The 23,865-nt window shown below is 71.1% G+C and carries 16 protein-coding genes; 8 read left to right on the top strand and 8 right to left on the bottom strand.

Annotated features, from left to right (window positions below; all coding sequences use genetic code 11):
• Positions 1-486: 486 nt before the first annotated feature.
• The gene (locus DC008_RS30350) at positions 487-1,968 is read left to right on the top strand and encodes a non-reducing end alpha-L-arabinofuranosidase family hydrolase (protein ID WP_108709708.1); all 1,482 of its coding nucleotides are present in this window, start codon (positions 487-489) and stop codon (positions 1,966-1,968) included.
• 243 nt (positions 1,969-2,211) lie between these two features.
• A complete protein-coding gene (locus DC008_RS30345; RefSeq protein ID WP_108709707.1) occupies positions 2,212-3,024 on the top strand; it encodes an SAM-dependent methyltransferase in 813 nt (270 codons plus the stop codon).
• Positions 3,025-3,102: 78 nt separating this feature from the next.
• On the opposite strand, the gene DC008_RS30340 is transcribed toward DC008_RS30345, so the two are convergent.
• Positions 3,103-3,345, bottom strand: a complete 243-nt coding sequence (locus DC008_RS30340; protein WP_108709706.1) for a DUF5302 domain-containing protein — start codon at positions 3,343-3,345, stop codon at positions 3,103-3,105.
• 359 nt (positions 3,346-3,704) lie between these two features.
• Between DC008_RS30340 and DC008_RS30335 the strand changes: the two genes are divergently transcribed.
• Entirely contained in the window at positions 3,705-3,935 is a 231-nt protein-coding gene (locus DC008_RS30335; protein ID WP_108709705.1) for an SDR family NAD(P)-dependent oxidoreductase, read from the top strand.
• A gap of 154 nt (positions 3,936-4,089) precedes the next feature.
• Here DC008_RS30335 and DC008_RS30330 read toward each other — a convergent pair whose 3' ends face one another.
• A complete protein-coding gene (locus tag DC008_RS30330) occupies positions 4,090-4,410 on the bottom strand; it encodes a deoxyxylulose-5-phosphate synthase (protein ID WP_108709704.1) in 321 nt (106 codons plus the stop codon).
• A 441-nt stretch (positions 4,411-4,851) separates the two neighbouring features.
• Between DC008_RS30330 and DC008_RS30325 the strand changes: the two genes are divergently transcribed.
• Positions 4,852-7,827, top strand: coding sequence for a carbohydrate binding domain-containing protein (locus tag DC008_RS30325; protein ID WP_108709703.1), 2,976 nt, complete (start codon positions 4,852-4,854; stop codon positions 7,825-7,827).
• Positions 7,828-7,870: 43 nt separating this feature from the next.
• On the opposite strand, the gene DC008_RS30320 is transcribed toward DC008_RS30325, so the two are convergent.
• Positions 7,871-11,785: a glycoside hydrolase family 2 TIM barrel-domain containing protein gene (locus tag DC008_RS30320; RefSeq protein WP_108709702.1), complete on the bottom strand. Its 3,915-nt coding sequence runs from the start codon at positions 11,783-11,785 to the stop codon at positions 7,871-7,873.
• Positions 11,786-11,879: 94 nt separating this feature from the next.
• Complete coding sequence (locus DC008_RS30315) at positions 11,880-13,817, bottom strand: ABC transporter ATP-binding protein (protein WP_167457960.1); 1,938 nt, start codon at positions 13,815-13,817, stop codon at positions 11,880-11,882.
• A gap of 151 nt (positions 13,818-13,968) precedes the next feature.
• On the opposite strand from DC008_RS30315, the gene DC008_RS30310 reads away from it, so the two are divergent.
• Both DC008_RS30310 and DC008_RS30305 read left to right on the top strand, forming a co-directional pair.
• Positions 13,969-14,733 carry a crotonase/enoyl-CoA hydratase family protein gene (locus tag DC008_RS30310; protein ID WP_108709701.1) on the top strand — a complete coding sequence of 255 codons (765 nt, stop codon included), beginning with the start codon at positions 13,969-13,971 and terminating at the stop codon, positions 14,731-14,733.
• Positions 14,734-15,024: 291 nt separating this feature from the next.
• Positions 15,025-16,119: a mechanosensitive ion channel family protein gene (locus DC008_RS30305; protein ID WP_108709700.1), complete on the top strand. Its 1,095-nt coding sequence runs from the start codon at positions 15,025-15,027 to the stop codon at positions 16,117-16,119.
• A 6-nt stretch (positions 16,120-16,125) separates the two neighbouring features.
• Here DC008_RS30305 and DC008_RS30300 read toward each other — a convergent pair whose 3' ends face one another.
• Complete coding sequence (locus DC008_RS30300; protein ID WP_108709699.1) at positions 16,126-17,691, bottom strand: M1 family metallopeptidase; 1,566 nt, start codon at positions 17,689-17,691, stop codon at positions 16,126-16,128.
• Positions 17,692-17,936: 245 nt separating this feature from the next.
• Between DC008_RS30300 and DC008_RS30295 the strand changes: the two genes are divergently transcribed.
• Positions 17,937-20,156, top strand: a complete 2,220-nt coding sequence (locus DC008_RS30295) for an NADP-dependent isocitrate dehydrogenase (RefSeq protein WP_108709698.1) — start codon at positions 17,937-17,939, stop codon at positions 20,154-20,156.
• A 203-nt stretch (positions 20,157-20,359) separates the two neighbouring features.
• Positions 20,360-21,157 carry an N-formylglutamate amidohydrolase gene (locus tag DC008_RS30290; protein WP_108709697.1) on the top strand — a complete coding sequence of 266 codons (798 nt, stop codon included), beginning with the start codon at positions 20,360-20,362 and terminating at the stop codon, positions 21,155-21,157.
• A 9-nt stretch (positions 21,158-21,166) separates the two neighbouring features.
• On the opposite strand, the gene DC008_RS30285 is transcribed toward DC008_RS30290, so the two are convergent.
• Genes DC008_RS30285 through DC008_RS30275 form a run of 3 tightly spaced genes read right to left on the bottom strand, consistent with a single transcriptional unit; the run spans position 21,167 to position 23,732 of the window.
• Positions 21,167-21,670, bottom strand: coding sequence for a hypothetical protein (locus DC008_RS30285; protein WP_108709696.1), 504 nt, complete (start codon positions 21,668-21,670; stop codon positions 21,167-21,169).
• A complete protein-coding gene (locus tag DC008_RS30280) occupies positions 21,667-22,305 on the bottom strand; it encodes an RNA polymerase sigma factor (RefSeq protein ID WP_108709695.1) in 639 nt (212 codons plus the stop codon). Before DC008_RS30280 ends, DC008_RS30285 begins: the two co-directional genes overlap by 4 nt.
• Positions 22,302-23,732: a S8/S53 family peptidase gene (locus DC008_RS30275; RefSeq protein ID WP_108709694.1), complete on the bottom strand. Its 1,431-nt coding sequence runs from the start codon at positions 23,730-23,732 to the stop codon at positions 22,302-22,304. The genes DC008_RS30280 and DC008_RS30275 overlap by 4 nt, the downstream gene beginning before the upstream one ends.
• Positions 23,733-23,865 lie beyond the last annotated feature (133 nt).

Genomic DNA, 23,865 nt, shown 5'->3' with positions numbered 1-23,865 from the left:
AGGTGTTCGACATTTCGCTCCTCGGCCGGTTGCCCAGACAGATCATTGGGGGCTTGACAGGGAGTCGTCAACCCATACGGCATGGATTTTTTCCGACTGTCGAGCGAAAGTTTCGCCCCTGACTTTCCGTCGACTATCGCCCTTTCGCACGCGCGGCGGACAGCCCCCGCCCCCTGGGCGCCGGGTCGCGACCGGACTCCCATACCTCCTGGCCAGAGCACCCAACTCCCGCTCCCGCACGGGTGATCCGGCGCCCTGAGGGACGCCTCCGAGCACGGTCACCCCCACACCGTCAGACCCACGAACGCGACAGCGTTTTGCAGCCAGATCGGCGAAACACCTTGACCGCGGAGCGTCGTATTCCTAGCTTGTGGCGCCGGAGATCCTGGGAGCGTTCGAAACTTTCGAATCGTTTGCGCGCTCCCGCACCATGGCTCGGCGGTTCGTCGGCGGCACCCACACTTCCCCCCTCAAGGAGGCTCTCCGATGTGGTCACGCATCCTGCCCGCGGTGCGCCCGAGACGCCTGCTCGGCGTCCTGGCGCCCTTGTTGCTGCTGACGGCGTTCCTCGGCGCCGAGCCGGCCGCGGCGGCGACCGTCGACACGAACGCCTGGTACGTCCTGGTCAACCGCAACAGCGGCAAGGCCCTCGACGTGTACAACCTGGCCACGAACGACGGCGCCCGGATCACCCAGTGGTCGAGGAACGACCAGAACCAGCAGCAGTGGCGGTTCATCGACTCAGGCAACGGCTCCTACCGGATCGCGTCACGCCACTCCGGCAAGGTGCTGGACGTCTACAACTGGTCGACCGCGAACGGCGGTTCGATCGTCCAGTGGTCCGACCAGAACGCCGCCAACCAGCAGTGGCGGCTGGCCGACAGCTCGGACGGGTACGTACGCCTCGTCTCGCGCCACAGCGGCAAGGCACTCGAGGTCCAGGGCGCCTCCACCGCCGACGGCGCGAACATCGTCCAGTACGACGACTGGGGCGGGACCAACCAGCAGTGGCAGCTCGTCAAGGTCGGCTCGGACGGCGGGGATCCCGGCGATCCCGATTCCTGCGACCTGCCGTCGAGTTACCGCTGGAACTCGACCGGCGCACTGGCCCAGCCCCGGCAGGGATGGGTCTCGCTGAAGGACTTCACCGTCGCCCCCTACAACGGCAAGCAGCTCGTCTACGCGACCACGCACGACACCGGGACCCGCTGGGGTTCGATGAACTTCGGTCTGTTCGGGGCCTGGTCGGAGATGGGCTCGGCGAGCCAGAACGCGATGAACAGCTCCACGGTCGCCCCCAGCCTCTTCTACTTCGCGCCGAAGAACATCTGGGTGCTGGCGTACCAGTGGGGCGGCACCGCCTTCTCCTACCGGACGTCGACGGACCCGACCAACCCCAACGGCTGGTCGTCCGAGCAGGTGCTCTTCTCCGGAAGCATCTCCGGCTCCGGCACGGGACCCATCGACCAGACGCTCATCGGTGACGGCACGAACATGTACCTGTTCTTCGCCGGGGACAACGGCAAGATCTACCGGGCGAGCATGCCGATCGGGAACTTCCCCGGCAGCTTCGGCTCGACCTCGACCGTGGTCATGAGCGACACGACGAACAACCTGTTCGAGGCGCCGCAGGTCTACAAGCTCCAGGGCCAGAACCGCTACCTCATGATCGTCGAGGCGATCGGCTCACAGGGCCGGTACTTCCGGTCCTTCACCGCCACCAGTCTCAGCGGCTCCTGGACCCCGCAGGCCGCCTCCGAGAGCAACCCCTTCGCCGGCAAGGCCAACAGCGGCGCCACCTGGACGAACGACATCAGCCACGGCGAGCTGCTGCGCACCAGCGCCGACCAGACGATGACCGTCGACCCCTGCCATCTGCAGCTGCTCTACCAGGGCCGCAGCCCGAACTCCGGAGGTGACTACGGCCTGCTGCCCTACCGCCCGGGTCTGCTGACCTTGCAGCGCTGAGAAGGCCTTCTCCGAGGGGAGGCGGTGCGGCGGGTCCGGTGTCAGGCCGGGCCCGCCGCACCGTCCTGTGGAACGAGGCAGCGGCGGACCAGGTCCAGCGTGCGCTCCGTGACCGTGTGGCGATGTCGTGCGCGATCTCGGCCGCCACCTCGGCCCCCCCCCGGGAGGGAGGAGCACAATGAAGTCCGCCGCGAATTCCCGTACTTGATCACTTCGATCACCACGGTGTGTGAAGCTGCCCCCATGGAATCCTCGGAATCTTCGCCTGCCGACATCGTGGCCAGGCTGCAGACCGATCGCCCGCACTCGGCGCGGGTGTGGAACTACCTGCTCGGCGGCAAGGACAACTACCCCGTCGACAGCGAGGTCGGGGACGTCATCCTGTCGACGTTCCCGGAATTCGCCGCCGTCGCCCGGCTGCAGCGGCGGTTCCTCGCGCGGGCCGTGCGCTTCCTGGTGCGGGAGGCCGGCGTCCGGCAGTTCCTGGACATCGGGAGGGGCCTGCCCACCGCGGACAACACGCACGAGCTGGCCCAGCGCATCGCGCCCGAGAGCCGCATCGTCTACGTGGACAACGACCCGCTCGTCCTGGTGCACGCCGAGGCGCTGCTCACCAGCAGCGAGGAGGGGGCCTGCGCCTACGTCGACGCGGACGTCCGCGACCCCGAGCGGATCCTGGCCCAGGCTGCCAAGACGCTCGACTTCAGCCGCCCGGTCGCCCTCACCCTGCTGGGCATCATGGGGCAGATCTCGGACGACGACCGGCCGGGCGACCTGGTGAGCGCCCTGCTGGCGGGGCTGCCCGCGGGCAGCTGGCTGGCGCTGAGCGACGGCACGAACACCAACGAGGCGCTGAACACGGCGGTCGCGGCGTACAACCACCAGTCGGCGAACACCTACCACCTCCGGTCGCCGCAGGAGATCGCCTCCTACTTCGACGGCCTGGACCTGGTCGAGCCAGGGGTCGTCGCCACGGCCTTCTGGCGCCCGGACCCGGACGCGCCCGAGACCGACGCGCCCGACGTCTCCGTCGCCGGCGTCGCGGCCAAGCACTGATCGGACGGACAGCGAGTCCGAAGAGAAGAAGGGGGCGCCGGCCACGGGCCGGCGCCCCCCTTCTTCTCTTCGGCGGGATCAGCCGCCGCTCTTCCGGCGGAACGACCGCTGGCTCGCGGCCGGGCCGTGAGCGCCGCGCACCTTCGACGCGTTCGGGTGGCCGGCGACCTCGGCCGCCTCCGCCTGCGCGCCGCGCCGGCGGGCGAGGGCTTCGCGGAACTTGGCCTTCAGGTCGTAGGCGCCGTCGGCGTCCGGCGTCAGGGAGGACTTCTCGGCGTCGGCCGGTTCCGAACCTTCCGTGGCGGGCTGCTCTGCGGTCATGGTGACCTCCTGGGTTCGGGGGACGGGCGAGCCCAGCTTGTCATGCCGGGACACCCCGAGGTGCGCTCGCCCGGCCGGACGAGGCCATGCCCCGTCATTCCGGCCACATAGCAGGAGCGTTCAGGCCACCGGGCCCCCGTAGCGGCCGCCGACGAGCCCGCGCATCACCGCGAAGACGTACGAGCGGTGCGGCACCCCGGGCCGGCTCGGGGCTGCGTCCGCCCGGTGACCTGGTCCGGCGGCCGTCCGGGCAGTGCGCCGCCACGTTTCACCTCCGACCCGCCGGGTCGCCCGGCGCCGGCGGGCGCCCCGCCCGGGAACCCGTCGGCCTGCCCCCCGACGGCGGAGGGAACACACGCATGACCTCGCACGACGCCCCCGGCACGGCCCTCGCGACGGGGGCCTCCTCCGGCATCGGATGGGAGTACGCGACCCGGCTGGCCGGACGCGGCCGGAAGGTGGTCCTGGTCGCCCGGCGGGCCGAGCGCCTGGAGTCTCCGACCCAGGTACTGCGTGCGGCGCGCGCGACGGGCGTCGAGACCCTGGTGGCGGATCTCGCCCGCCCCTCCGACCTGGCCCGGAGGCGGTGACGCGCCTGGCGACGGCGGAGCTGGACCTGCGCCGGGGGTCGGGCGGGCGGGTGGCGGCGCGTTATCGGGAAGCAGGTACGGAAGCGCGCCGGGCTTCCTGGCCCCGGCCTCCCGTGACCACTAGGCCGCTCACGGCTTCCGCCATGGCACACCCCTAGCCCGCGAGCGCCCGTGCGAAGGGCTCGCCCGTGCGGCGGGCGTACGTCAGCCGTTCACGTACCTCCCGCAGGGTGCGCGGCCGGTACCCCGGCCCGCCGCAGCAGCTCTTGTGGAAGCCGACGCCCGCGTGCAGCAGAACGCTGAGCACGCGCCACGCGTCACGGTCGCGGCGCGGCGGCGGGGCGAAGGCCGATCCCGCGTGGATCAGCGGCCGGGCGCAGCGCGGGCAGATCCGCTGGGGCCGGTCCCGGTCGTAGGGCTGCTTGTACGAGGCCCTGCAGGGGAGGCAGACGAACGCGGTTTTGCCGTGGGACATGCCGTCAGGGTAGGCGCCTCCCCCTGACGTACTCGACAGGTTTTCGGGGCGGCGACCCCGCGCCAGGCACGAGTCGCCACGCCGCTCAACTCCCGTTCACACGGCGCAAGTTCTTTCATCCATCTTGCAACGATGCTACGTTCAACGGCACTTCCGGTCCGGCGGGCCGGAGGGACGGGGCGCCTCCGTACCCTTACGCGCCCGGCCCGCCGGACCGGTTGACCCGTCGATGACCTCGACGGGTCAAGGTCCATGTGCCGGATCCCTTTACGGTGAGGTCATGCGCAGGTAACCTCCCAGCGCCTGCAAGACGTTGCTGAAGCTTTCAGAAGTCTCACGGCATCTGCAGGTACCCATGCATCGGGATCCCGAGGCGCGTCGGGTCTGCGGTGTGCGTCCACGAGGAGCGGTCACGCTCCCCTGACCTCACTGGAGACGCACATGAGACGACGTCACCGGCCGCGCGTCCGCGGCTGGACCGCCGGCGCCCTGTCGGCGGGACTCCTCGCCCTGGCCGCCGTCACCCCTGAACCGGCGGTCACGGCCCTCACGGAGACGGCCACCGCCGGCAACACCGCCACCGTCTTTTACTCCACCAAGACCCGCGACTGGTCCACGACCTACCTCCACTACGCCCCCGACGGCGGTTCCTGGACGACCGTGCCCGGCACCCGTATGGAGGCCGCCTGCGCGGACTGGGTGAAGCTGACCGTCGATCTCGGTGCGGCCACCGGGCTGCAGGCCACCTTCAACGACGGCTCCGGCACCTGGGACAACAACGCCGGCCGGAACTACGCCCTCGGCACGGGGAACATCACCGTCAAGGACGGTGTGATCGCCCACTCCGACCCCTGCGCCGGCGGTGGGGAGCCGGGTGACGGCAACGAGGCGACCGTCTACTACTCCACCCGCACCCTCGGCTGGACCACCGCCAACCTCCACCACCAGCCGTCCGGCGGCTCATGGACGACGGTCCCCGGCGCCGGTATGCAGGCCGCGTGCGCGGGCTGGTGGCGGAAGGACGTCGACCTCGGGACGGCCACCTCCATGAAGGCGGCGTTCAACAACGGCAATGGCGTGTGGGACAACAATGGCGGCGCCGACTACACCCTGCCCACCGGTGTCACCACGGTCGCCGAGAACAAGGTCACCCCGGACGCGGACGACCCCTGTGCCGACGAGGCGCCCGATACACAGGCCCCGACCGCGCCCACCGGAGTGACCGCCCGTGCCGACGGCGTCTCCGTCGTCCTCACCTGGGAGCCGTCCACCGACGACACGGGAGTCACCGGGTACCAGGTCACCCGTACCGGCGGCACCCGGGGCGAGGTCGTGTCCGACGTCGGTTCCACCGTCTTCTCCGACACCGGCCTCGAGGAGAACACCGCCTACTCCTACACCGTCCGGGCCGTGGATGCCGCCGGGAACGTCTCCGCGGCCTCGCCAGCCGCGACGGCCACCACCGGCACCGAGCCTTCAACTCCCGCGACCGGTACGCCCCTCGGCACCGACCCGCGCAAGGACCCCATCTACTTCGTCCTCACCGCCCGCTTCAACGACGGCGACCCCGCCAACAACCGGGGCGGCAGCCAGCACGAGAAGTCCGGCAACGCGGCCGACGACGACCCGATGTTCCGGGGTGACTTCAAGGGGCTGGTCGACAAGCTCGACTACATCAAGGGGCTCGGCTTCTCCGCCGTCTGGATCACCCCGGTCGTCCTCAACCGCTCCGACTACGACTACCACGGCTACCACGGCTGGGACTTCTACAAGGTCGACCCGCGCCTTGAGTCCGCCGGGGCCTCGTACCAGGACCTCATCGACGCGGCCCACGCCAAGGGCATGAAGATCTACCAGGACGTCGTCTACAACCATTCCTCCCGCTGGGGCGCCAAGGGCCTGTTCACCCCGACCGTGTACGGGGTGCGCGACGCGCAGTGGAGCTGGTACTACGACGAGAAGCAGGCCGGGTTCGAGTACGACGGGCTCACCGTCGAGCCCAAGAGCGGCAAGTCGTACTACAACGGCGACCTGTGGTCGACGGCCGAGCCGTCCGGCAACACGTGCCTCAACTGGGGCGTCCCCACGGGCGGAAAGAGCCCCGAGGGCTACACGCTCTACAACTGCCAGTGGCCGAGCCCGACGTCCGGCATGTTCCCCAAGGCGCTCTACCACCAGTGCTGGATCGGCAACTGGGAGGGCGAGGACTCCCGTTCGTGCTGGCTGCACGAGGACCTGGCCGACTTCAACACCGAGAACGCGCAGGTGCAGAACTACCTCATCGGTGCCTACGACAAGTACATCGACATGGGCGTCGACGGCTTCCGTGTCGACACCGCCGTACACATCCCGCGCACCACCTGGAACCGCCGCTTCCTGCCCGCCGTCCAGGAACGGGTCGCTCAACGTCACGGCGCCGAAGCCGCCCGCAATTTCTTCGTCTTCGGCGAGGTCGCCGCCTTCGTGAACGACAAGTGGAACCGGGGCTCGGTCAACCACTCCGCGCAGTTCTACACGTGGAAGGAGCGCAGGGATTACAGCGCCGACGACGCGAAGGCGGCGCTGGAGATGTACGACTACGAACAGCAGCAGGGCACGGGCAACCAGCCCACGTCCAGGAACGCGTTCCTGGACGGCAACAGCTACCACGCCCCCGACCACAGCCGCGCCTCCGGCATGAACGTCATCGACATGCGGATGCACATGAACTTCGGCGACGCGAGCAACGCCTTCCACAACGGCAAGGACTCCGACGACAGTTACGACGACGCCACGTACAACGTCGTCTACGTCGACAGCCACGACTACGGGCCCGACAAGAGCAGCGAGCGCTACGCGGGCGGCACCGACGCCTGGGCCGAGAACATGTCCCTGATGTGGACCTTCCGGGGCATCCCGACCCTCTACTACGGCTCGGAGATCGAGTTCCAGAAGGGGAAGAGGATCGACTGCGGCCCGAGCTGCCCGCTGGCCACGACCGGCCGGGCGTACTACGGCGCCCACCTCGCCGGAGAGGTGAAGGCCTCCGGCTTCTCGCAGATCGAGTCCGCCTCCGGAACTGTCGCCACCACGCTCCAACAGCCGCTGGTGAAGCACGTACAGCGACTCAACCAGATCCGCCGAGCCGTCCCGGCACTCCAGATGGGCCAGTACTCCACGGCCGGCATCAGCGGCGACATGGCCTTCAAACGCCGGTACACCAGCGGCGGCACGGACAGCTTCGCCCTCGTCGCCGTCTCGGGCGGCGCCACCTTCACCGCCATCCCGAACGGCACCTACCGGGACGCGATCACCGGCGACACCCGCACGGTGACCACCGGCACCCTCACGGTGCCCGCCCCGGGCAGGGGCAACCTCCGCGTCTACGTCCTCGACGGCCCGGGCAAGGTCGGAGTCGACGGGCCCTACCTGAAGTGAGCCGGGTGGCCGGCGGGGGTCTGCCGCCGGCCACCCCGCCCCGTCACTCCAGTGCGGTCGGCCGGCGCGCTGCGCGCATGGCCTCCGATACGTCCGCCAGCGGGCGCAGGCGGTACGTGTAGGAGTAGTCCCGGTCGGCGAACAGCTTGTATTCGTCGTGGGTGTGCGCGCCCCAGCTGTCGTCGCCGCCGACGCCCATCTGGTGGTGGGCGATGCGCAGGACGACCTCGTCGCGCGGGGTCAGCTGGTAGGCGTGGCGGGCGCCGGTCGAGAGGTCCTCGGGGGTGAAGTGGGAGGCGTTGACCTCGACGAGGGGTTCGCCGGTGACGAGGAGGCCCGGGCCGTGGCCGCCGGTGAGGGCGATCCAGCGGACGTCGGTCCGGTTGCCGTTCTCCTGGGGGCGCAGATAGGGCGTGCCCTGGCCGGAGACGGTGCCCGAGTGGAGGCCGACGTCGGTGGCGTGGTTGCGGTCCCAGTGGTTCTCCTCGGGGCCCCGGCCGTAGTACCGCAGCTTCTCCAGCCGGGCGGGCAGGAGCAGCAGCGTGCCGACCTCCGGGAGGTACGGCAGGGAGGCCGCGCCCGGGTGCAGGGTGTTGTCGACCTTGATCTCGCCGTTGCCGAAGACCGTGTAGGTGGTCGTGCAGGTCGAGGGCGTCGTCGTGGGCAGGGTGCCTGCCACCTTGATCTGCACCGCCCGGTCGCGCAGCCTGCGCACGGTGACTTCCGTGACCTCGCGGCGGGCGCCCGCGTCGCGCCAGGTCTGGTTACGGGTGTGCTGGCCGTTGCCGCGGTCGTTGTCGGTGGGGGCGCGCCAGAAGTTCGGGGCGGGGCCGGAGACGATCAGCGGGGCGCCGTCCGCCTCGTAGGAGGTGATGACGCCGGTCGATTTGTCGATGGTGAGTGAGAAGCCCCGGCCCGTGGCCGAGATGGTCTTCTCGTCTTCCGTGTGGCGTAGAGCGGGGACCTTCGCCAGCGGGACCGGGGTCACCCCGGGGGCGCCCCCGTCGACCGGGATCTGCTTCTTGGCGATCTCGAAGCCGGGGGCAGCCCATTTCGTGCGTTCCCGGGTCGTGAAGGAGAGGCGCAGGAAGTACTCGGTGCCGGGGGCCGGGGTGCGCGGTACCTCGAAGGGCACGGTGATGCTCTTGCTGGAGAGCGGGGCCACGTCCAGTTGGGACCGGCTCAGGCGGCCGTGCTGGACTGTCTCGCCGTCGGCCAGCAGTTCCCAGCGGCCTTCGAAGGAGCTGAGGTTGGTGAACAGGTACTCGTTGGTGAGGACGAGCGCCGAGCCGGGGGTGAGCGTGTCTCCGTCGGCGGGGACGGCGTCGATGGCCTGGTAGACCTGTTTGACCTCGGCCGACTTGCCGGTCAGCTGCCGGTCGGCGGTGACGATGCCGTCCCCGGAGAACGCCCCGTCGTTGGGGATGTCGCCCCAGTCACCGCCGTACGCGAGGAAGGTCTTCTCGTGGGGCCGGCGTTCGGTGACCTGGACGGTGGCCGCGTCGAACCAGAACCGTACGCCGTCGTCGCCGCTCCCCCGCCCCCCGTCGGCCAGTTCGGCGGCGCTGAGGGCGCGGGCGTACACGCGGGCCCGGCGTACGGTGCCGCTGAACTCGCGGGTCGGGTTGTCGACGTCGGTGCACAGGGAGAGCGGCGCGGTGTTGTTCGCGGGGCGGCGGGTCGTCGTGCGGGTGGCACGGACCTGTCCGTCGACGTACAGGGTGAGGGTGCCGGCGGCCGCGTCGAAGACACCCGCGATGTGGTGCTCGCGGCCGGTCCAGTCGTCGGGGAGTGCCCAGTTCACGGTGGTCCACTGGCCGTCGGCGTGGAGGAAGAACTCCAGGGTGCGGTCGGTCTGTTTGAGGGCGTACTGGGTGTCGCCCTTGGCGATGACCGGCTGGTGGCCGCCGGTGTGGCGGGGCGTGATCCACGCTTCCAGGGTGAGCGAGCCGGTGAGGTCGAGGCTGGTGTCGCGGGCGAAGACGGTGCCGCCGGAGACGCCCTCGGATCGGGTGAACGTGCCTGCGGGGGCCATGAGTTGGCCCTGCAGGGCCGTCGGTCCTGACTCGGTGAACAGGGTGCGGGCCGGGGTGGGCCACTTCAGGGCCTGGTCGGCGAAGTCCCAGATCCAGCCGCCCTGGAGGACGTCGTGGCGGCGTACGACGTCCCAGTACTTCTTGAAGTTGCCGTTGGAATTGCCCATGGCGTGCGAGTACTCGATCATCACGTACGGCCGCCGGTCGGCGGTGTCGGCGGCGCGCGCCTCGACGCGTGCGGGGCTCTCGTACATGGCGGAGCGGATGTCGCTGACGCCGGGCCGGTCGTCGCCTTCGTACTGGATGACGCGGGTGGGGTCGTAGGAGCGGATCCAGTCGTGCATGGCGCGGAAGGTGCTGCCGCCGCCGGCCTCGTTGCCGAGCGACCAGATGACCACGGAGGCGTGGTTCTTGTCGCGGTGGACCATGGCGCGGGCGCGGGCCACGCAGGCCGTCGTCCACTCGGCGTGGTCTCCGGGGTACCGGTCGCGGATGCCGTGGGTCTCCAGGTTGGTCTCGCCGACGAGGTACAGGCCGTACTCGTCGGCGAGTTCGAGCCACTGGGGGTTGTTGGGGTAATGCGAGGTGCGGACGCTGTTGATGTTCAGGCGCTTGATGATCTCGATGTCCCTGACCATGTCGGCGCGGGTGAGGGCCGAGCCGTGGACGGGGTGCATCTCGTGGCGGTTGGTGCCGCGGAAGGAGACCGGTTTGCCGTTGACGCGCATCAGGCCGTCCTTCAACGCGAAGTCCCGTACGCCGACGCGGTGGGAGAGGGTCTCGACGACCTTGCCCGCGGGGTCGCGCAGACGGAGCACGGCCGTGTAGAGGTACGGGTCCTCGGCCGACCAGAGGCGCGGGCGGGGTACGGGCCTCGCCGCCTCCGCTGTCTGCTCGCCACCGGCGTCCAGGGTGACGGTCTGCCGCAGCGGCCGTGTCCACACCGGGTGCCCGTCGGCGTCGTAGAGCTGGGTCTCCACGGTGTGCTCGCCGGCGCCCTGTCCGCCGTAGTCCCGCACGCTCGCGGTGACGGACAGCTCGGCCGCCTTGTAGCCGTCGCTCAGCGGTGTCGTGAGGCGGAAGTCGCGCAGGTGGACGGGCGGGGTGGAGTACAGGTACACGGACCGGAAGATGCCGCTGAGGCGGATCATGTCCTGGTCCTCGAGCCAGTCGCCGTCGGAGTAGCGGTAGACCTCGACGGCGATCTGGTTGGTCCCCGGCTTCAGATACGGCGTGATGTCGTATTCGGCGGGGTCGTAGGAGTCCTCGTGGTAGCCGACGAGCTTGCCGTTGATCCAGACGTAGTGGGCCGACTTCACGCCCTCGAAGTGCAGGAACGTACGGCGTCCCGACCAGTCGCGGGGGACGGTGAAGGTGCGCCGGTACTGGCCCACCGGGTTGTAGCGGGTGGGGGCGGCGGGTGGCTGCGCGTCCTCGCCGAGGCCGTTGGGGCCCCACCAGGGGTAGGTGATGTTGACGTAGATCGGCCGGTCGTAGCCGTGCAGTTGCCAGGCCGACGGGACGGGGATCGTGTCCCAGTCGCGGTCGTCGAGGTCGGTGCGGTGGAAGTCGGTGTCCCGGTCCTCGGGCCGCTCGGCGTGGGCGAACTTCCAGGTGCCGTCCAGGCTCAGGCGGTACGGCGACCGCGTGCGGTCGGCCGCGAGGGCCTGCCGGACGTCGCCGTACGGCATGAGCGTGGTGTGCGGGGGCTCGGCGCCGACCTGGAAGAGGCCCATGGCGCCGTTCCACTCCGGCGGCCCGGCCTCGGCGCCGCCCCCGTCGGCCGCGTACGCCGCGGCGGAGGAGCCGGAGACGGCGAGCGCGCCGAGCAGGGCGGCGCCGCCCTCCAGCAGACGGCGGCGGCTGACCGGGACACGGGACAGGGGCGACGGGCCGGCGGGAGTGGGGGGCGTGATCGGCATCGACGGCGGCCTTCCTCTGGACGACAGTGCGGCGCTGCACGGTGGTGAGGGAGCGTCAGATCATGTGTGGTGCTGTGGGGAAACCGAACGCACCCTAGGTCGCGGACCCCGTGGAAGCAATGATGCTGTCGATGTCTGTTGGTTCCTGAGGGGTGTGTGCGCCGACCTTGGCCGAAAGCGGTTGCTGGAACTGGGTGCGGTACAGCTCGGCGTAACGCCCGCCGGCCGCCAACAGCTCCTCGTGCGTGCCGCGTTCGGCGATCCGGCCGTCCTCGACGACGAGGATGAGGTCCGCCGTACGCACGGTGGACAGCCGGTGGGCGATGACGAGGGCCGTGCGTCCCTCCAGCGCCTCGGCGAGGGCCTCCTGGACCGCCGCCTCGGAGGTGTTGTCGAGGTGGGCGGTGGCCTCGTCGAGGACGACGACGCGCTGGCCCGCCAGGAGCAGCCGGGCGATCGTCATGCGCTGCCGTTCGCCGCCGGACAGCCTGTAGCCGCGCTCGCCGACGACGGTGTCGAGGCCGTCGGGCAGGGAGCGGACGAGGGTGTCGAGACGGGCACGGCTCAGCGCGTCCCACAGCGCGGTGTCGTCCGCGGCGGGGCGGGCCAGCAGCAGGTTGGCGCGGACGGTGTCGTGGAAGAGGTGGCCGTCCTGGGTGACCATGCCGAGTGTGGCGCGCAGCGACGTGGCGCTGAGGTCGCGCACGTCGACCCCGCCGATGCGTACGGCGCCCTCGTCGACGTCGTACAGACGGGGCAGGAGCTGGGCGATGGTGGACTTGCCGGCGCCGGACGAGCCCACCAGGGCGACCGTCCGGCCGGGTTCGGCGCGGAAGGAGACGCCGTGCAGGACCTCGTCGCCGCCGCGGGTGTCGAGGGTCGCGACCTCCTCCAGGGAGGCGAGGGAGACCTTGTCCGCGGCGGGGTAGGCGAAGCGCACGTCGTCGAACTCGACCGCGACCGGGCCGTCGGGGACGTCCCGGGCGTCGGGCTTCTCCTCGATGAGCGGCCGCAGGTCGAGGACCTCGAAGACGCGCTCGAAGCTGACGAGCGCGCTCATGACCTCGACCCGCGCTCCGGCGAGCGCGGTCAGCGGCGCGTACATCCGGGTCAGCAGCAGGGCGAGGGAGACGACCGCGCCGGCGTCCAGGGTGCCGCGCAGCGCGAACCAGCCGCCGAGGCCGTAGACGAGGGCGAGAGCCAGGGCGGAGACCAGGGTGAGCGCGGTGATGAACACGGACTGCGCGGTGGCCGTGCGCACGCCGATCTCGGCGACGCGGCGGGCGCGGGCGGCGAACTCCTCCGACTCCTGTTCCGGGCGTCCGAACAGCTTGACCAGGGTGGCGCCGGGCGCCGAGAACCGCTCGGTCATGCGGGTGCCCATGGCCGCGTTGAGCGTGGCGGCCTCCCGCTGCATCCGGGCCATGCGGTGGCCCATGCGCCGCGCCGGGATCACGAAGACCGGGAGGAGGACGAGGGAGAGCAGAGTGATCTGCCAGGACAGGGTGAGCATGACGGCGAGGGTGAGGACCAGGGTGACGAGGTTGCTGACCACGCCGGACAGGGTGTTGCTGAAGGCGCGTTGGGCGCCGATCACGTCGCTGTTGAGGCGGGAGACCAGCGCGCCGGTGCGGGTGCGGGTGAAGAAGGCGACCGGCATGCGCTGGACGTGGTCGAAGACGGCCGTCCGCAGATCGAGGATGAGACCCTCCCCCAGCCGGGCCGACAGACGTCGCCCCAGGATGCCGAGGGCGGCCTCGGCGACCGCGATCAGGGCGATCAGCAGGGCGAGCCGGACGACGGCGGCCTCGTCCCCGCCGCGGACGATGGTGTCGACGACGTGCCCGGCGAGGACGGGGGTGGCGACGGCGAGCAGCGCGGTCAGCACCCCGAGGACGACGAAGAGCGCGATCCGGCGGCGGTGCGGGCGGGCGAAGGCGGCGATGCGGCGCAGCGTGACGCGGCTGAAGGGGCGGCGTTCCCGTTCGGCGTTCATGACGCTGTGCAGCTGGGTCCAGGCGGTGGTTTCCATGCTCATAACAGGGAACCGTAGGACCTCGACCAATGTTGAGGTCAACGCCGACACAGGACGGGACGGGTGTGCGGGCGCCCCCGGTGGTAGGCGGCCGGAGGGCTCAGTACCGTACGAGATCCGTTGCCACGGACAGGGAAAGGACCCCGCCATGCCGGTCCGCGTCGAGCGTCAGGGGCACGTCACCACCGTCGTCCTCTCCCGTCCGGAGGTGCGCAACGCCGTGGACGGGCCCACGGCCGCCGAGCTCGCCGCGGCCTTCCGGGAGTTCGAGGCGGACGACGGGGCGCGGGTGGCGGTGCTGTGGGGTGAGGGCGGCACGTTCTGCGCGGGCGCGGACCTGAAGGCGATGGGCACCGAGCGGGGCAACCGGGTCGCCGAGGACGGCGACGGCCCGATGGGGCCGACCCGGCTGCGGCTGTCGAAGCCGGTGATCGCTGCGATCTCGGGGCACGCCGTGGCGGGCGGGCTCGAACTGGCCCTGTGGTGCGATCTGCGGGTCGCCGAGGAGGACGCCGTGTTCGGGGTGTTCTGCCGCCGCTGGGGCGTACCGCTGATCGACGGCGGCACGGTACGGCTGCCCCGGCTGATCGGCACGAGCCGCGCGATGGACCTGATCCTGACGGGACGCCCGGTGCCGGCGGCGGAGGCGCACGCCATCGGACTGGCCAACCGGGTCGTGCCGGTGGGACGGGCCCGCGCCGAGGCCGAGGAACTGGCCGCCGCGCTCGCCGCGTTCCCGCAGGAGTGCCTGCGGTCGGACCGCGCCTCGGTGCTCGACCAGGAGGGGCGAGACGAGGAGGCCGCGATGCTCGGTGAACTGCGGTACGGAGCGGGCGTGTTGGAGCGTGGCATGGAGGGTGCGGCGCGCTTCGCGGCGGGCGCCGGGCGGCACGGGTCGTTCACGGAGCACTGACCGGCACGGGCGTCGGGCGCGCGCCCCCCGCGTGCCCACTGTGCGAGGGGCGTACCCCCTCGAAGACGGCGGGCCGTCCGGGGAGAATGCCCGGAAACGGCCCGTGCGACCGCAGCCCGGCACGAACTGGTGTGCGTGATACGGCAGGATGAGCCCGCGCGCCGGACACGGGGGACGGGGTGGACGGCGCGACGGCACATCGCGGAATCGAGCAGGGGACAACGTGACGACACCTCATATCGCGCCGTCTGGGACGGCGTTCGCCGCAGCCTTCCTCCCCGGGGGTGACCGGTGAACCGCACGCTCACGGTGGACGACCTGGTGATGGGCGGGATCGCGCTCGCGGCGGGCCTGCTGGCTGCCCTCGCGCTGCGGATCCTGTTCCGCTGGCTGCGCAAGCACGCCGACCGCACCCGCTGGAGCGGTGACGACCTGATCGTGGACGTGCTGCGGACCGTGGTGCCGTGGGCGGCGTTCCTCGGCGGCGCGGCCTCGGCGGGAGCGGCGCTGCCGCTCACCCGGACCGTGCAGCGGCACGTCAACCAGTCGCTGACGGTGGTGCTCATCTTCGTGGTGACGCTGGCGGCGGCGCGCGGCATCGCCGGGGTGATGCGGTCGGTCACGCAGTCCCGCCCGGGGGTCGCCGGTTCGGCCACGATCTTCGTCAACATCACCCGGGTGCTGGTCCTGGCCATCGGGTTCCTGGTGGTCCTGCAGACGCTGGGCATCTCCATAGCGCCGATGCTGACCGCGCTGGGCGTCGGTGGTCTCGCGGTGGCGCTGGCCCTGCAGGACACCCTGGCGAACCTGTTCGCGGGCATCCACATCCTCGCCTCGAAGACCGTCCAGCCCGGCGACTACATCCGGCTCGCCAGCGGCGAGGAGGGCTATGTCGAGGACATCAACTGGCGCCAGACGACGGTCCGGGCGCTCTCGAACAACCTGATCGTCATCCCCAACGGGGAGCTCGCCAGGACGAACATGACCAACTTCATGCGTCCCGAGCAGGAGTTGACGATCCTGGTCCAGGTCGGTGTGGCCTACGACAGCGACCTCGAGCAGGTCGAGCGGGTGACCGCCGAGGTGGTCGCCGAGGTGATGAAGGACGTCGAGGGCGCGCTGCCGGATCATGAGCCGGTGATCCGCTTCCACACCTTCGGCGACTCGCGGATCGGCTTCACCGTGATCCTGGGCGTCGGCGAGTTCAGCGACCAGTACCGGATCAAGCACGAGTTCATCAAGCGGCTGCACCGGCGCTACCGCCGCGAGGGCATCCGCATCCCGGCGCCCACGCGGACGGTGGCGATCCAGCAGGGCACGGTGTCCATTCCGCAGCAGCGGGTGCCCGGGGAGGCGGACGAGATCGCTCCCGTCCGCCTCGACTGACCGTCGCTACAGGGTCGCGGAGTTGTCGTGGCTCCGGGCCGTCGAGCGGCGGCCCGGGGCGAGCGAGGCGCTGACCGGGGTGACCGTCCAGTCCGGGTGGCCGGGCATCCTCGGCGTCTTCGTGCCGTACAGCCAGTCACGCAGGAAACCGCTCAGGTCCCGGCCCGCGACCTCGGAGGCGACCGCGATGTAGTCGTCCGTGGACGCCGTGGCGTTGCGGTACCGGTCGAGGAAGGTGCGCTCCAGGGCGTTGAAGGTGTCCTCGCCGACGAGGTTGCGCAGCGCGTACAGCACGAGGACGCCCCCGAGGTACCGCTGGCTGTCGAAGAGGTTGGCGGCGTTGGGGGCCGCGACCGGACCGGAGTCGCGGCGCCACTGGTCGCCCTGGGCGTAGGTGTGCTTCATCCGGGCCTCCAGGGTGGTCAGCCCCAGGGAGTCGGCCCAGCCGCGCTCGTAGCGGTAGAGCAGGCCGTAGAAGTCGGCGTGGCCCTCGTTGATCCAGAGGTCGGCCCAGGTGGCGGGGCTGACGCTGTTGCCGAAGTAGGAGTGGACCAGCTCGTGCATCATGTGCGAGCCGATCTTGGACTCCTCCTGCAGGAGGTAGTTCGGCTTGTAGATCGTGAGGGTCTGGGTCTCCAGGCCGGTGAAGTCGAAGGCGTTCGGGGCATCGGAGTTGCAGGGCAGCAGCCCGTACGTCTCGAAGGGGTACGCCCCGAGGCGGGCCTCCAGCCACTCGACCAGTCCCGGGGTCAGCGCGAGGGCCGGCTCCAGCGCGGCGGCGCGGGCGACCGGGACGACGTCGCGCAGCGGCAGCCCGTGCGGGCCCTGCCGCTCCTTGACCACATAGTCGCCGACCGTGATCTGCACCAGCTCGGTGGCCATGGGCTCGCGCGAGCGGTACGTGTACGCCGTACGGCCGCCGGACAGCGTCTCGGTGCGGACGAGCAGGCCGCTCGCGACGCCGCGCAGACCGGCCGGGACGGTGAGGCGGAAGGTGAAGTCGGCCTTGTCCAGCGGGTGGTCGTTGCACGGGAAGACAGTGTGGGCCAGGTTGGGCTGGCAGCAGACCGCGAACCCGTCCAGCGTGTCGACCCAGCCGGTGAGCGGCTGCGGGATCCGGCGCGGGTCCGCCGTGTACTCGACGCACACGGTCGTCCAGGTCTTGTCCGGCAGCGGCCGGGCGGGCGTGACACGCAGCTTCTCGGCCACCTGCTCGAACGTGGCCGTACGGCCGCCGACGCGGACGGAGCGGATGTCCAGGCCGTGCGAGTCCAGGGAGAGACGGGACAGCGCCTGGGTGGTGCGGATCTTCAGGGTGGCCTTCGCGTCGACCAGGCGGGTCGCGGCGTCGTAGGAGAAGTCCAGGTCGTACGCGGCGACGCGGTAGCCGTCGTTGCCCAGGGCCGGGTAGACGGGGTCACCGAGGGTCTCCGGGCCCGGTGTGCCGGTCTTCTTCGTGGCCGCCGGCTCCCCCGCCGACGGTACGGCCTGGGCCGAGGGCGCGCCGGCCAGGGCCGCCGCGGTGCCGATGAGGGCGGCCGCGGGGGCCGTCACTCGGGTGCGATATCTCATGGTCCGCCTTCGCTCGGGCGGCCGGGTGGTCAAGGCCGGCCGCCGTTCGGTGATCTCCCTACATGACTGCCGGATCACGCGATCGGGTTGCACGGAGCGCATCCGTCCGTTTGCGTGGATCCGGACGGGGACCGCACGGACCCCGCACCGGCATCCGGCGCCCGTGGCCGGACCCCTGTCGAGGACGGGCCGGTCACGAGATATCTTGATGTCGAGCAATGTTGCAGACGTGGAGCGGAGCACCGGTGACTGACTCGACCATCATCTATACGCACACTGACGAGGCCCCGGCCCTGGCGACGTATTCCTTCCTGCCGGTGGTCCAGGCTTACGCCTCGCAGGCGGGCGTCCCCGTGGAGACGCGGGACATCTCGCTGGCCGGACGCATCATCGCGGTGTTCCCGGAGTACCTGACCGAGGACCAGCGCATCCCGGACGCCCTCGCCGAGCTCGGTGAGCTCGCCAAGACGCCCGCCGCCAACATCATCAAGCTGCCGAACATCTCGGCGTCGATCCCGCAGCTCAAGGCCGCCATCGCCGAGCTCCAGGGCCAGGGCTACGCGCTCCCGAACTACCCGGACGACCCGAAGACCGACGAGGAGCGGGAGATCCAGGCCCGCTACGACAAGGTCAAGGGCTCCGCGGTGAACCCGGTCCTGCGCGAGGGCAACTCCGACCGCCGCGCCCCCGCCTCGGTCAAGAACTACGCCAAGACCCACCCGCACCGCATGGGCGCCTGGACCCCCGAGTCCAAGACCAACGTGGCGACCATGGGCGAGGACGACTTCCGCTCCACCGAGAAGTCCACCGTGATCTCCGAGGCCGGCGCGCTGCGCATCGAGCACGTCGCCGAGGACGGCACCACGACCGTCCTGCGCAAGTCGGTCCCCGTCCTGGAGGGCGAGGTCGTCGACGCGTCCGTGCTGCACGTGGCCCGGCTGCGCGAGTTCCTCACCGCGCAGATCGCCGAGGCCAAGGCGCAGGGCGTGCTGTTCTCCGTGCACCTGAAGGCCACGATGATGAAGGTCTCCGACCCGATCATCTTCGGTCACGTGGTGCGCGCCTTCTTCCCGAAGACCTTCGAGCGTCACGGCGCCGACCTCGCCGCCGCCGGTCTGTCCCCCAACGACGGCCTGGGCGGCATCTTCAAGGGCCTGGAGTCGCTGGCGAACGGCGCCGAGATCAAGGCGTCCTTCGACGCCGAGCTGGCCGAGGGCCCGGCCCTGGCGATGGTCGACTCCGACAAGGGCATCACCAACCTGCACGTGCCGTCCGACGTCATCGTCGACGCCTCGATGCCGGCCATGATCCGCACCTCCGGCCACATGTGGGGCCCGGACGGCCAGGAGGCCGACACCCTCGCGGTGCTGCCGGACTCGTCGTACGCCGGTGTCTACCAGGCCGTGATCGACGACTGCCGCGCCAACGGCGCCTACGACCCGTCGACGATGGGCTCGGTCCCGAACGTCGGCCTCATGGCCCAGAAGGCCGAGGAGTACGGCTCCCACGACAAGACCTTCGAGGTCAAGGCCGCCGGCACGGTCCGTCTCGTGGACCGGAACGGCAACATCGTCCTCGAGCAGCCGGTCGCCGAGGGCGACATCTTCCGCGCCTGCCAGACCAAGGACGCGCCGATCCGCGACTGGGTGAAGCTGGCCGTCACCCGCGCCCGCGCCACCGGCGACCCGGCCGTGTTCTGGCTGGACGAGGACCGCGCCCACGACGCGCAGCTGATCGCCAAGGTCCGGGAGTACCTCCAGGAGCACGACACCGCGGGCCTGGACATCCGCATCATGTCCCCGGTCGAGGCGACCAAGCTGTCGGTCGAGCGCATCCGCCGCGGCGAGAACACCATCTCCGTCACCGGCAACGTCCTGCGTGACTACCTGACCGACCTCTTCCCCATCCTGGAGCTGGGCACCAGCGCCAAGATGCTGTCGGTCGTCCCGCTGATGGCGGGCGGCGGCCTGTTCGAGACGGGCGCCGGCGGCTCCGCGCCGAAGCACGTCCAGCAGCTCATCAAGGAGAACTACCTGCGCTGGGACTCCCTCGGTGAGTTCTTCGCGCTGGTGCCGTCCCTGGAGCAGTTCGCGACGGCGACGAACACCCCGAAGGCGAAGGTCCTCGCCGACACCCTGGACCGCGCCACGGCGACCTTCCTCAACGAGGACAAGTCCCCGACCCGTCGCCTCGGCGGCATCGACAACCGCGGCAGCCACTTCTACCTGTCCCTGTACTGGGCGCAGGAGCTGGCGGCCCAGACCGACGACGCCGACCTCGCCAAGGCCTTCGCCCCGCTCGCCGAGACCCTCGCGGCGAACGAGCAGAAGATCGTCGAGGAGCTGAACTCCGTGCAGGGCAAGCCGGTCGACATCGGCGGCTACTACCAGCCCGACCCGGCCAAGGCCGCCGCGGTCATGCGCCCGTCCGCCACGTGGAACGAGGCGCTGGCGTCCCTCGGCTGACGCGCCCGCCGTACCGATTCCGCCCCGGCCGGTCCTCCGGCCGGGGCGGAGCCGTGTCCGGAGGCGGAGGGCTCGAAGGGGCCTGGCGCCGGCGGGCGCGCCGGGGCCGTGGCCGAACGGCGGAGGGCTCGCCGGGGGCCGTTGTCAGTGGCGTGTGGCACCTTGATCGTCGTACACACCGACAGCACCTTTGGAGCAAGCGCATGACCGTCGTGCCGCCCGCCTTCGACCACCTCCCCGGCGACCCGGGATCCCCGGTGATCCTCCACGTACCGCACTCCTCCCGGGAGATACCCGCCGACGTGCGGTCCGGGATCGTCCTGGACGACGCCGCCCTGGAGCGGGAGCTGGACCACATCACCGACTCCCACACCGCGTCGATCGCCGAGGCGGCGGCCGCGGCGGCCGAAGTCACCCCCTGGCGGTTCGTGAACGGGCTGTCCCGGCTGGTCGTCGACCCCGAGCGGTTCCCGGACGACCGGGAGGAGATGCTGGCCGTCGGCATGGGGGCCGTCTACACGCGGACCACGCACCGGGAGCCGCTGCGGCCCGCCGGCACCGACCCCGAGCCGCTGATCGAGCGGTACTTCCGGCCGTACGCGCAGGCCATGACGGAGGCGGTCGCCGGGCGGCTCGCCGCCACCGGGCGGGCCGTGATCATCGACGTGCACTCGTACCCCACCGACCCGCTGCCCTACGAGCTGCACGGCGACGGCCTCCGGCCGCCGGTGTGCCTGGGCACCGACGAGTTCCACACGCCGCCCGAGTTGCTCGCCGCCGCGCGCGAGGCGTTCGCGCCCTGCGGACAGACCGGGCTGGACAGCCCGTTCGCGGGGACGTACGTGCCGCTGGAGTTCTACGGCAAGGACCCGCGGGTGTCCGCCCTGATGGTGGAGATCCGCCGGGACACGTACATGACGGAGCCGGGCGGTCCGGCCGGCCCCGGACTCACCCGGCTCGCGGGCGCGCTGGCGGCGCTGGTGGACGCCGCGACGCGCTGATCCGCCGGCTCAGGCCCGCGTCCACTCCGTGACGACGACCTCCGCGCCGGTCCGCAGCCGCAGGGCGAACGGGCCGGTGAGGGGGGTGTCGGCGGCGAAGCGGCCCATGGCGTCGGCATCGAGCGGTGCGGCCGTCCGCGGGCCGCCCAGCACCTCGATCCGGGCCGGCTGCGGCGGCAGCACCTGGCCCATGAGGCCGTGCGCGGTCACCTCCACGTCGACGGTCACCTCGCCGGCCCGGAAGGTCAGCATCCGCGGCACGTCCGTGGCGCCCCGCACCGGGATGGCGTCGACGACCGAGTCGAACGTCAACTCCGCGATCCGCGCGTCCAGATCATGCAGCGCGAAGGCCGCGACGGCGATCTCCCGCAGCTGCGCGGGCACGGGGTCGAGGATGGCGGCCGCCTCGCGCAGCTCGGCCTCCAGCGCGCTCTCGTCGAACCCGTGGTCGTCCGACGCGCCGTCGTCGAAGGGCTCGTCGTCCCGCGTCTCGTCGTGCAGGTCGTCGTTCACAGCACCCCCCGTGCGTCGAGTCGGGCCCGCAGCCGGCGCAGACAGCGCTGGCGCAGCGGTCCGATGCTGCCGACGGCGATGCCCATCGCCGCCGACACCTCCTGGTAGCTCGGCGGTGGCGACGCCATCAGCACCCGCAGCAACTGGCGGCAGCGGTCGCCGAGTTCCTCGAACTCCTGCCACATCCGGCGGATCCGCTCGCTCTCGGCGGCCGCCTCCTCCGAGTCGAGGACCGACTGCTCGGGCGTGCGCTCCTCGCTGACCCGGTCGAGCAGCTGGGGATCGCTGGTCACGGTCAGCCGCCGTAAACTCCTGAGGACCTTCAGGCTCTCGTGCCGCGCGGTGCTGGCCAGCCAGGACCCGGCCTTCTCCGGTTCCCGGATCCGCCCGAGGTTCTGGGCGAACCGGAACCACACCGTCTGGTACACCTCGTGGGCGTCGGCGTCCCCCAGCCGGTGTGCGCGCACCACCGACCACACCAGGGGGCTCAGCCCTTCCACGAGCGCCTTCCAGGCCGCCGCGTCGCCGTCCACGGCGGACCGGACCAACGCGCCGACGTCTGCACGGTCCACAACCCCACCCCTCGTGTACGACACGTCATCGTACGCCGCGGAGGGGGCCGTTCCGACCGTCATGACCGGGCGGCCGGAGGGCCGACGGGCACGGGGCGCCAGGTCGCGGGACGCAGGGCGGGCACGTGCGCCCCCCGCACCTCCGCGTAGCCGGCGGCGGCCGCGAGCATCTTGTACCGGGCGACGCGCGGGTCGTTCTCCTGCTGCGCGGACATGTGCGCGGAGATCATCCCGGCGACGAGCGGTGTGGCGAACGAGGTGCCGCTCCAGTACGCGTGGCCGTCGAACATCACCTGGTCGGGCTTGGCGCCGGGGTCCTGCTCGCTGAGCACGCCGGTGTGGCGGGGCGACTGGCAGGTGCAGGAGTAGCCGAAGCCGTAGCGGCACGCGTCGTACGTGGAGTGCTGGTAGACGTACGGCACGGGCCGGTCGAAGCCGGTGAGCACGCTGGTGAGGCGCTCGCCGGGAGCGTACGCCTTCACCCAGGCGCCGTGGTTGCTGAAGCAGGCGCCGAACTCGCCGTCGGCGCGCAGCGCTCCGACCGACAGCACCGCGTCCTGGTAGTCGGGCAGGTCGGCGTAGGCGGCGGGCCAGAAGGGCGTGGCGCTGCCGTTGTTGCCGGCGGCGGCGACGAGCAGGGTGCGCTGCTCGCGCAGTTCGCGCATGAACGCCTCGACGCCGAGCAGTCCGTCGGTGCGGCCGTTGGAGGTGCCGGCGGAGAGGCTGAGGATGTCGGGCCAGCCGCCCTCGTCGACGGCCTCGAAGAGCTTCTCGCCGAACTCGGACTCCAGGATGGCGCCGGCGTCGTTGAGGGTGTTGCGCACGGTGATGGACGTGTTGGGGGCGACGGCGGCGACGAGGCCGGCGATGAACGTGCCGTGTCCGACGTACTGCTGCAGGACGCCGTCGTCGTCGCACTCCTGGATCTGGAGGTCGCCGTCGGTGTGGGCGAGCAGCGCGGAGGACCGGAAGTCGTTCATGAGCCCGGTGTCGACCACCAGCACCCCGACGGCGCTGTCCGCGTCACAACTCCCCTCCACCGGAGCGGGGTTGAGTTCCTCGCCGCGATCGACCGGCACGGGTTCGTCGCCCGGGCAGGAGTTGACCGCGATCGACACCAGGTGGTTGCGGCTGACGAGGCGGCGCCCGGCGCGGCCCTCCACCTCCCGCAGGGCGCGCAGGGCGTGCGCCACGGGCCGGTCGGCGCCGCGGTCGCCCTCGCCCGGGTCGCCGACCTGGATACGGGTGATGCCGGAGCGGTTGGCGCGGGGGCCCGCACGGCGCACATGGTCCTGCACCAGCTCGGGTTCGGCGGTGAAGTGCGCGCGCACGGTGTCCTCGACGAGGGCGGCGTCCTCACCGTCCCGGACCAGCACATAGCCCTTCTCGTAGATGAACTCGGCCGAGTCGTCCGGTCCCATCGCGAGGGGGACGTCGGGCATGGAGCGCTGGATCTGCTCGAACTGCTCGTGGAATCGCTGTGGTGCCATGGATGTCCTCCCGAGGGGCGACGGTCGTCAGTCAGAGCGAGGGGGCGGCTGATTGATACAGCGACAAACCGTGTGGCACGGTTCCGGGGCAACTACCATCCGTGGAGTGACAGCGGGAAGCGACTCGGTTCTC

Source organism: Streptomyces nigra, assembly GCF_003074055.1.
GTDB lineage: Bacteria > Actinomycetota > Actinomycetes > Streptomycetales > Streptomycetaceae > Streptomyces > Streptomyces nigra.
The sequence above is the reverse complement of the archived record's forward strand: the minus strand, read 5'-3'. Positions and strand labels throughout refer to the sequence as shown.

Coding starts and splice junctions, on each gene's coding strand:
- DC008_RS30350 (WP_108709708.1), top strand. CDS start 487: ATGTGGTCACGCATCCTGCCCGCGGTGCGCCCGAGACGCCTGCTCGGC.
- DC008_RS30345 (WP_108709707.1), top strand. CDS start 2,212: ATGGAATCCTCGGAATCTTCGCCTGCCGACATCGTGGCCAGGCTGCAG.
- DC008_RS30340 (WP_108709706.1), bottom strand. CDS start 3,345: ATGACCGCAGAGCAGCCCGCCACGGAAGGTTCGGAACCGGCCGACGCC.
- DC008_RS30335 (WP_108709705.1), top strand. CDS start 3,705: ATGACCTCGCACGACGCCCCCGGCACGGCCCTCGCGACGGGGGCCTCC.
- DC008_RS30330 (WP_108709704.1), bottom strand. CDS start 4,410: ATGTCCCACGGCAAAACCGCGTTCGTCTGCCTCCCCTGCAGGGCCTCG.
- DC008_RS30325 (WP_108709703.1), top strand. CDS start 4,852: ATGAGACGACGTCACCGGCCGCGCGTCCGCGGCTGGACCGCCGGCGCC.
- DC008_RS30320 (WP_108709702.1), bottom strand. CDS start 11,785: ATGCCGATCACGCCCCCCACTCCCGCCGGCCCGTCGCCCCTGTCCCGT.
- DC008_RS30315 (WP_167457960.1), bottom strand. CDS start 13,817: ATGGAAACCACCGCCTGGACCCAGCTGCACAGCGTCATGAACGCCGAA.
- DC008_RS30310 (WP_108709701.1), top strand. CDS start 13,969: ATGCCGGTCCGCGTCGAGCGTCAGGGGCACGTCACCACCGTCGTCCTC.
- DC008_RS30300 (WP_108709699.1), bottom strand. CDS start 17,691: ATGAGATATCGCACCCGAGTGACGGCCCCCGCGGCCGCCCTCATCGGC.
- DC008_RS30290 (WP_108709697.1), top strand. CDS start 20,360: ATGACCGTCGTGCCGCCCGCCTTCGACCACCTCCCCGGCGACCCGGGA.
- DC008_RS30280 (WP_108709695.1), bottom strand. CDS start 22,305: ATGACGGTCGGAACGGCCCCCTCCGCGGCGTACGATGACGTGTCGTAC.
- DC008_RS30275 (WP_108709694.1), bottom strand. CDS start 23,732: ATGGCACCACAGCGATTCCACGAGCAGTTCGAGCAGATCCAGCGCTCC.